Annotated in this window: 7 protein-coding genes; 2 read left to right on the plus strand and 5 right to left on the minus strand. The window is 69.9% G+C overall.

Annotation, left to right across the window (positions count from 1 at the left end):
• Positions 1-481: 481 nt before the first annotated feature.
• Positions 482-1,183, plus strand: coding sequence for a hypothetical protein (locus AC08OQ_RS14690; RefSeq protein ID WP_476612120.1), 702 nt, complete (start codon positions 482-484; stop codon positions 1,181-1,183).
• Between the two features lie 3 nt (positions 1,184-1,186).
• Here AC08OQ_RS14690 and AC08OQ_RS14695 read toward each other — a convergent pair whose 3' ends face one another.
• The 3 genes from AC08OQ_RS14695 to AC08OQ_RS14705 all read right to left on the minus strand — a co-directional run bounded on the left by AC08OQ_RS14695 (position 1,187) and on the right by AC08OQ_RS14705 (position 4,087).
• Positions 1,187-2,401: a nitrilase-related carbon-nitrogen hydrolase gene (locus tag AC08OQ_RS14695; RefSeq protein WP_462188683.1), complete on the minus strand. Its 1,215-nt coding sequence runs from the start codon at positions 2,399-2,401 to the stop codon at positions 1,187-1,189.
• An 80-nt stretch (positions 2,402-2,481) separates the two neighbouring features.
• On the minus strand, positions 2,482-3,195 hold the full coding sequence (locus AC08OQ_RS14700) for an MBL fold metallo-hydrolase (protein ID WP_476601551.1): 714 nt from the start codon (positions 3,193-3,195) through the stop codon (positions 2,482-2,484).
• Positions 3,196-3,307: 112 nt separating this feature from the next.
• On the minus strand, positions 3,308-4,087 hold the full coding sequence (locus AC08OQ_RS14705) for an SDR family oxidoreductase (protein WP_462188681.1): 780 nt from the start codon (positions 4,085-4,087) through the stop codon (positions 3,308-3,310).
• Positions 4,088-4,313: 226 nt separating this feature from the next.
• On the opposite strand from AC08OQ_RS14705, the gene AC08OQ_RS14710 reads away from it, so the two are divergent.
• On the plus strand, positions 4,314-4,538 hold the full coding sequence (locus AC08OQ_RS14710; protein ID WP_476601553.1) for a Prokaryotic metallothionein: 225 nt from the start codon (positions 4,314-4,316) through the stop codon (positions 4,536-4,538).
• Positions 4,539-4,742: 204 nt separating this feature from the next.
• On the opposite strand, the gene nhaA is transcribed toward AC08OQ_RS14710, so the two are convergent.
• Positions 4,743-6,020, minus strand: a complete 1,278-nt coding sequence (gene nhaA, locus AC08OQ_RS14715) for a Na+/H+ antiporter NhaA (RefSeq protein ID WP_476601555.1) — start codon at positions 6,018-6,020, stop codon at positions 4,743-4,745.
• Between the two features lie 237 nt (positions 6,021-6,257).
• Positions 6,258-8,096, minus strand: a complete 1,839-nt coding sequence (argS, locus tag AC08OQ_RS14720) for an arginine--tRNA ligase (protein WP_476612121.1) — start codon at positions 8,094-8,096, stop codon at positions 6,258-6,260.
• Positions 8,097-8,694 lie beyond the last annotated feature (598 nt).

Genomic DNA, 8,694 nt, shown 5'->3' on the forward strand with positions numbered 1-8,694 from the left:
GGTGAATGTTTACCGTCAGGCGGCGGCACCGGAAGCCCGCACCACTGATGATCAATCTTTCTATACCATGATCCGTACACAGCCCGAGCTCGGTTGCATTTAAATTGTGAAAGTAGCTTCTGGTCACCTGTGTCAGACCGGGCCAACCGATTGGCTGTACTATTTCGATCCGCTGCTCGGAGAGCCATCCCAGGATGCCTGAGAATCGTCTCACTTGATGATCCAGTGACGGAGAGAATCGGACGATGAATCTGCCCGAGACGTCCGCATGACCGCATCCCCCGCCGGGGCGGTGCCCACCGCGGCCGGTTCGACGCCACTCGAGACCGCGGACAGCACGGACCCAGCAGCCGGCACCGACCCAGCCGCCAGCGCGACGCCTGCCGGTCCGGCGGCACCGGCAGACCCGGCATCACCGCGCGGTCCGGCACCAACGGCCGATCCTGCGGAGACAGCCGATTCCGGGAATCCCGTACCCGCCGTGGCCTCGACGGCCGGCGCATCGGCGACCGGACCCGGTCGGACCGGACCCACCCTGCGCGAGCGGGGCCGCCACCTGCGTAAACCGATACGCACCGCCCTGTTGGCAATGCATGTGCTGGTGGGTGTCGGCTGGAATGGCGTGGCGTTCGCACAGCTTGTCCTGGCTTCGACCGCGGCGGCCGATGCCGGTCTTCGGCACTCCGCATATGAACTCATGCACGTCGTCGACCGGGTCCTCGATATCCCGCTCGCTCTGCTCACCCTGGTCACCGGGGTGGTGATCTCGGTGAAAACGAGATGGGGACTGCTGCGGCACTGGTGGGTGGCGACGAAACTCGTCATCACCGTCGTTGCCGTGATACTCGGCGGCTCCGTGATGCGCCCGTTGATCGTGCGGGCCGGACAGGCGACGGACGGGGGGGAGGTCGCCTACACGGCTCCGACCGTCGCGATCGTCCTCGGTGCCAGTGTGATGAACGTCCTGTTCATCACGGCGACAGTGCTGTCCATCGCGAAGCCTTGGGGAAAGACTCCCCGGGGCCGACGAGCGATGCCCCGAGCCGGTGCGGCTCCCATACCCACGCAGCCGGGCCCGCCGGCGCCATCCGCGGCACTGGCCACCGCCACGGCCGCCACGGCCCCCACGGGGAGCGGGGATCCGGTGCTCCCGGCCACCGTGGCGGTTCCCCTCGGCCCCTGAGGGTCAGACGCTGCCGAGCACGCGGGTGATCCGCACCTCTACGACGACACGCCGGGGATTGGCCCGCGGCGTGCGGTAACGCTGCGCATAGCGGAACTCGGCGTCGGCCACACTCACCGGATCATCCCGGAGCACGGCCAGTCCCTCCAGCGTCGACCAGCGTCGACCGTCGATCTGGCAGAGCCCGACGGGGGTGCCCTGGGCCGGCCCCGCCGCGATCAGGCGGGCCTTGCGGGATCGGGCCGATGTGATCACCCGGGCGATGCCCGCCGCCGGATCGAGCGTCGCGCCGACGGCGACCACGTGCGGGCTGCCCTCCGGCCGGACGGTGGTCAGGCTGCACAGGTGCCGCTCCCGCCAGAAGTCGAGAAAGGCCTCGCCACGCCCGGCCAGGTCGAGCGGATACGCGGGGTCGAGCCGGTTCTGGTGGTCGAGCCCTAGCCGGCGATGCGTGAGCACCGGGAACTCGGCACGAACGGCGGCCGGTCGGGCCGGGTCCAGCTCCGCGCGCACCGTGGTGGGCCGCGGGCCGGCCTCGGCGAGCACCTCTCCCCACGGATCGACGACGACGCTCGCCCCGGCCATCTCCCGGCCCGCCTGGCGGCCTGCGGCGTTGCAGGCGACGAGGTACACCTGGTTCTCGATGGCCCGGGCGCGGGTGAGCATGCGCCAGTGGTCCAGCCTGGCCAACGGCCAGGCCGACACCACCACCACGATCTCGGCACCGCCCTCGGCCAGCAGCCGGAACAGCTCGGGAAACCGGAGGTCGTAACAGGTCGCCAGCCCGACGACGCCGAGTTCGGTGGGGACGGTTCCGACCGTGGCACCCGGCGTCAGCAACCGGGCCTCCGCGGAGCCGTAGCCGAACAGGTGCACCTTGCGGTACGCATGCCGGATCATCCCGTCCGGACCGATCAACACGGTCGTGTTGAAAAGCCGTCCGTCGGCGGACCGTTCCACGATGCTGCCGGCCACCAGGTGGCATCCGCGTTCCCGGGCGGCCTCCCGCAGGGCGGTGACCGTCGGCCCGGTCACCGCCTCCGCCTCCGCCTCGTACCGATCGAAGTGAAAATAGCCGGTGACCCATAGTTCGGGGAGGACGACCAGGTCCGCCTGGGTCCGCCGGATCTCCCCCAGCACCCTGCGCACCCGGTCCGCCGCGTTCTCCTCGTCGGGACAGCCGAGTTGCAGGGCTGCGGCACGGACCGGGGCTGCCATACGGGGCTCCTCGCCTTGTCGACCATGCGGTTCCGCGAACACGAGGGTCTTCCCGGCGGCGACCCGGTCGACCGCGGGATTCAGGACAGGCCCAGCATCGCCTTCCACTGCTGGGCGCTCGTCGGCCGGAAGACGTGGTTCATCCGCCTGACCACCGCGAGGTCCTCCGACGCCTGCGGAGAGTACTGGTGGCCGGGGAAGACGGTGCTGGTGTCCGGCAACGCGGCCAACCGACGCAGGCTGTCGTACATCAGTCCCGCGTCGCCGCCGGGCAGGTCCATCCGGCCGCAGCCCTCGAGGAACAGGGTGTCCCCGGCAACGAGCCGGTCGTCGACGAGGAAACACTGGCTGCCGGGGGTGTGGCCGGGGGTGTGCAGCAGCCGCACGGGGATCTCCCCGACCATCACCACGTCGTCGTCATCATGCTCGACCAGATCGGACGCGGAGATCTCGGTCGCCCGCCGTACCCACTCCGCCTCGGCCCGGTTGACGTGGATCGGGACGTTCTGCCGGCCGAGCAACTGGCGGACACCCTCGATCTCCATGCCGAACGCGTTTCCGCCGATGTGATCAGCGTGGTAATGGGTGACGAGCGCGCCGGTGAGCCGCATACCGTCGGCGGCCAGCAGGTTGAGCAGGTCGTCGACCTTGTAGGCGGGATCGACGATCAGGGCCTCGCCGGTCTCGCGGTCGCCCACAAGGTAGACGAAGTTGACCATCTGGGTACCGACCGGATCGCCGACGGCGAAGTCACGGCCGGACAACAGCTGACGGAAGTACAGGCGATCGGTCACCCCGCCAGCCTACGAAGGTCCGGCCCGCGGCGAGGCGGGTTGCTCACCAGGGCTACCTGCGGCGGCCTGACGGCAGACCCGGCGCGCCGGTTGATCGGCCGGCCATCTGCCGTCAGGCGACCGGGCTGAGGCCGCCGTCGAGGTTGATCGCCGCACCCGTGATGTAGGCGGCCCGCGCGGAGAGCAGGAACGCGACCAGATCGGCGAACTCCTGGGCCCGGCCCACCCGACCGAGCGGGATTCCGGAGGTCCGCCCCATCCGTTCGTACAGCTCGTCGCCCGTGATGTTCTCCCGGGCCGCCGCCCGATCCCACTGCCCGCTCTCCACCAGGCCGATCAGCACCGCGTTGACCCGGATCCGGTCCGGGCCAAGCTCCTTGGACAGGGCCTTGGTGAGCGCGAGGCCCGCGGCCCGAGTGACGGAGGTCGGGGTGGAGCCGGCGCCAGGGGCTCTGGCCGCCACGGACAGTGAGTTCACGATGCCGCCACCGCCCGCGCGCCGCAGGTACGGCAACACCAGCCGGGAGGCCCGGATCGCCGCGTGCAGCTTCAGCTCCAGATCGGCGTTCCAGACCTCGTCGGCCTGCTTCTCGAACGTACCGGCCGCGCTGGCGCCGGCGTTGTTCACCAGGGCGTCCACGGCGTTCCACCGGTCGACGGCGGTGGCGACGAAACGTTCAAGGTCGGTGGTGCTGGTCACATCGGCGGGTACGGCGAGAACCTCGCCACCGCCAGCCTGCGCCTGCTCGGCAACCTTCCGCAGCCGTGTCTCGTCGCGCCCGCAGAAGGCCACCCGCGCCCCCTCGGCGGCCAGCGTCCGCACCAGGGCGGCTCCCAGCCCGTTCGAGCCGCCGGTCACCAGCACTACCTTGCCCGCCAACTGAAGATCCATCCCGCTCCTGTCGCCCCGCTCCGGTCGCAGTTTTTCGATGAGGCATGCCGCCCGGCCCTGACGACCTGGGCAGATACCGGGTGATCGGCCCGCCGTTACCATCGATCGACATGATGAACATACCGATGGCGGAAGATGCGATCAGTGCCCATCCGGTCTAACGTCGGGACCGGCGAGAGGGGGCGAGACGATGGCCAGATGTGACACCTGCGGTAACGACTACTGGATGTCGTTCGAGGTGCAGGTCGTGAGTGGCGAGAAATACACCTTTGACTGCTTTGAATGCGCTGTGGCAAAACTCGCCCCTCGCTGCGAACATTGCGACTGCCGCATTATCGGGCACGGCGTCGAAGTATCCGGGCGGTTCTTCTGCTGCGCCCACTGTGCCCGGGTTTCGGACGGCCGCCTCGGCGCCGAGCTCCGCGACACCGTCGGCACGCATCCAGGCTGATCCGGGGCGGGGGCTCTCCTCACGATCCCGGGGTCCGAAGCGGACGGGGAGATCCGGCGCCTGCTGTCAATGGCCCACAACCGGCTGGAGATGGAGGTGTGCTGGCTGTCTCGATTCGCCTGGGGCAACCTCCTCGTCGAGGCCGCGACCGGGGAGGGGACTTCCTTCGGCCTGCGGGTCGGCGTGAACGTGCCAGTCGTGTCGTCAGTCGACACGGTCGGTCTCCGCCTCGTCCACCTTCCCGTAGCCGTCCTTTTCCACCCCCTCGTAGCCATCCGGGATCCCGTTCCGGTCTAGGTCGGCGGTCTCGGTCCGCTCCAGCTGAGCGTAAGCCTGGTTACGCAGGCGCAGCAGCACGGCCGCCAACAGAGCGGCGATCAGGGAGCCGGCCAGCACGGCGATCCTGACGTGATCGCTACGAGGGGAATCGCTCCCGAACGCCAGCTCCCCGATGAGCAGGGAGACGGTGAACCCGATGCCGCTCAGGATCGCCAGGCCCACCACATCGAGCCAGGCCAGCCCAGCGTCCAGGCTCGCCCCCGTGAAGCGCGCCACCAGCCAGGTCGCGGCGAGGATCCCGACCGTCTTGCCGACGACCAGGCCGAGGATCACGCCCACGGCCGCCCGGTCACTCAACGCCTCGGCTAGACCGTCGAGACCGCCCACCGTCACCCCGGCAGAGCAGAAGGCGAACATCGGCACGGCGATACCGGCCGAAATCGGACGCCAGCGGTGTTCGAAGTGCTCGGCTAGGCCTCGGTCCGTCTCGGGAGCACGGCCCCGCTCGCTGCGCAGCACCGGCACCGCAAAGCCCAACAGCACCCCGGCGACGGTGGAGTGCACGCCGGAGGCGTGCACCAGCGCCCAGGTCGCCAGCGCCGGCGGCAGCAGCAGCCACCACGACCGCACCCGCCGCTGCACCAGCACGGTGAACGCCGCCAACGGCACGAGCGCGCCGACCAGGGGCTCGACCGACAGCCGCTCGGTGTAGGAGACGGCGATAATGACGATGGCCACCAGATCGTCGACCACCGCGAGCGTGAGCAGGAAGGTCCGCAACGCGATCGGCAGGTGTCGGCCGATGACCGCCAGTACCGACAGCGCGAAGGCGATGTCGGTCGCCGTCGGGATGGCCCAGCCCCGCAGCGCGCCGCTGCCCAGGTTCACCAACGTGTACAGGACGGCCGGGACGACGACACCGCCGAAGGCGGCGAGCACCGGGACCGCGGCGCGGCGCGGATCACGCAGGTCACCGGCGACGAACTCCCGTTTGAGTTCCAGCCCGGCGACGAAAAAGAAGATCGCCAACAGTCCGTCGGCGGTCCACTCCGCCAGCGTCAGATCAAGGTGGAGGGCGGCGGGACCAACCCGGACGGCCAGCAGCGATCGGTAGGCGTCGGACCAGGGCGAGTTGGCGAGTGCGAGCGCGAGCACGGCGGCGGCGAGCAGGAGCGCCCCGCCGATCATCTCACCGCGCAGGATGGCGGCGACCCGCTGAGTCTCCGCCCGCGAACCACGGCCGAAAAGCCGGAAACCACGGCGAAACCGGGAGTCCCGGTGAAACCAGAAACTGCGGTGAAACCATGGACTGTGAGGTGGCGGCGGGCCCAAGGCGGTCTCCCAGCATCAGGGGTCGAATCGGACATCGCCGACCAGACTTCCCGGCACACCATGCACATCCGCGTGGATACCAGCTTAACCTGGACCCGCCGGCCGGGCCTACATTCGGTCAGGCGCGGCGATGCCGAGCAGGTCGAGCCCTTGGCGCAGGGTGCGGGCGGTGAGCCGGCACAGGGCGATGCGGTTGGCGCGCAGGGAGCCCGGAGCGGACAGCACCGGGCAGGCCTCGTAGAAGTCGGTGTAGGCCTTGGCGAGATCGTAGAGATAGCCGCAGAGCCGGTGGGGTTCGAGGGCGCGGCTGACGTCGACGAGCGTGTCACCGAAGGCGTCGAGGGTGAGGACGAGCGCCCGTTCGGCGGGATGCGGCGTCAGGGTGGGGTCCACCTCGACCAGGGTGTCCGGGGCATCCGGGATGTTCGGAGTGTCCGGGATGTCGCCGGCCTTGCGGAGGATCGACTGGATCCGGGTGTGGGCGTACTGCAGGTACACGCCGGTGTTCCCGGTGAACGACACCATCCGTTCGACGTCGAAGGTGTAGTCCTTGGTCCGGGAGGTGGACAGGTCGGCGTATTTAACGGCGCCGATACCGGCCTGCTCGGCGATCAGGTCGAGCTCGGCCGGGTCGAGGCCGGGGGCCTTCTCGGCGACGATGGTGCGGGCCCGTTCCACGGCGGTGTCGAGCAGGTCCATGAGCTTGACGGTCTCGCCGGAGCGGGTCTTGAACGGCCTGCCGTCGGGGCCGAGGACGGTGCCGTAGGAGACGTGGGTGGCCTCGACGTCGTCGGACAGCCAGCCGGCGCGGCGGGCGGCCTCGAAAACGAGCCGGAAGTGCAGGGCCTGGCGGGCGTCGACGACGTAGAGCAGCCGGTCGGCCTTGAGATCGCGGATGCGGTAGCGGATCGTCGTGAGGTCCGTGGTGTCGTAGCCGTAGCCGCCGTCGTTCTTGCGGACCATGAGCGGCACGGGCTCCCCGTCCGGTCCGGTCACCTCGGCGGAGAACACGCACAGGGCCCCGTCGCTGCCGGCCGCGATACCCGCGCGCACGAGTTCATCGACGACATCGGGAAGCCAGGGGTTGTAGAAGGACTCGCCCACCGAGTCCTCACTAGTGAGCAGCACGCCGAGGCGGCGATAGATCTCCCCGAAGGCGAACTCGGACTCGGCGACGATGTCCCGCCACTGGCTGACGGTCGCCGCGTCGCCGGCCTGCAACGCGACGACCCGGCGCCGGGCCCGGTCGGCGAAGGCGGGGTTGGCGTCGAAGGTGCTCCGGGCGGCCCGGTAGAGGGTATCGAGGGCCGAGACCGTGGAGGCGCCGGCGGCGAGGTCGTCGTGGTGCCAGGACGCCGCGGGATGCTCGTCGAGGTACTGGATGAGCATGCCGAACTGGGTGCCCCAGTCCCCGAGATGGTTCTGGCGGATGACGTCCGCGCCGAGGAAGCCGAGCACCCGGGCCAGGCAGTCCCCGATGATCGTGGTGCGCAGGTGGCCGACGTGCATCTCCTTGGCGATGTTCGGCCCGGAGTAGTCGATGATCGTACGACGGCCCCGCTCGGCCGCGCCGACGCCGAGCCGCCCGGCGGCAAGGCGGGCGGTGACCTGCCGCCACAGCGCGTCATCGGCGAGGGTGATGTTAAGGAAGCCAGGCCCGGAGACGGTGACGTCGGCCACCAGAGCGGCGCCGTCGGCGCGCACGGCATCGGCGCGCACGGCATCGGCGCGCACGGCATCAGCGACCGCAGCCGCCAGCTCCCCGGGGCGGCGGCGGGCCCGCCGGGCGAGCGCGAGCGCCGCGTTGGCCTGGAAGTCCGCGTGGTCGGAGCCCCGGACAACCGGGTCGGCGCCGGCGAGTTCCGGCAGCGCCCGGTCGATCGCACCGGCGACGGCGGTCTCGACCTGCCTGCTCAGCGACGGCACCTCATGGTTGCTCACGTTCATGTCCTCCTCCACCGATGTCTCATTGTTCCAGGCGTGGTGACGTTCCAGGCGTGGTTACCGGCGCCGGACGCGCAGCCACCGCAGCGCACGGCCACTGCGGCCGGCCGGGCTGCCTTGACCTCCGCTACAAACCGCACCAGCCCGCGGCGGCAGCTCTCCGGGAGTCCTTCCCCCACCCCGATCACGGGGCTACGGACAGGGTGCCACCGCGCCCGCACACGCTGTGCCATACGCCCACCTCCCGGCACCGGTCACACACGTCGGTACCGACAGCACACACCCCGCCCTCCGGGCAGCGCCAACCCCACCCGGCGCCTCCCGACCCGGCCAACGTTCATGGACATCGCGCTGGCGATGACGACCCACGAGTTCGGGTTCGACGAAGTCGAATGCGCCTTCAGGTTGAAGAAAACCAAGGAGGAAGGCATTATCAAACTCCTCGTTCGTTTCGCGTAGCCCGCAGCGTGACACGACGGCAAGTAACGCCAGCAAAACCGGGAGGGCCGAGCACTGCCTCACCGGCGTAGGACGGGGACGGCGTAGTCCCCACGGCACGTCCGGCCCTCCTCTACCGCCCGCACCCGCAGCACATACAGGC

Source organism: Frankia sp. CcCS3 (assembly GCF_977927575.1).

Excerpts from the sequence above, each read along its gene's own strand:
- AC08OQ_RS14695 (WP_462188683.1), bottom strand. The coding sequence starts at position 2,401 with ATGGCAGCCCCGGTCCGTGCCGCAGCCCTGCAACTCGGCTGTCCCGAC.
- AC08OQ_RS14705 (WP_462188681.1), bottom strand. The coding sequence starts at position 4,087 with ATGGATCTTCAGTTGGCGGGCAAGGTAGTGCTGGTGACCGGCGGCTCG.
- AC08OQ_RS14710 (WP_476601553.1), top strand. The coding sequence starts at position 4,314 with ATGTCGTTCGAGGTGCAGGTCGTGAGTGGCGAGAAATACACCTTTGAC.
- argS (WP_476612121.1), bottom strand. The coding sequence starts at position 8,096 with ATGAACGTGAGCAACCATGAGGTGCCGTCGCTGAGCAGGCAGGTCGAG.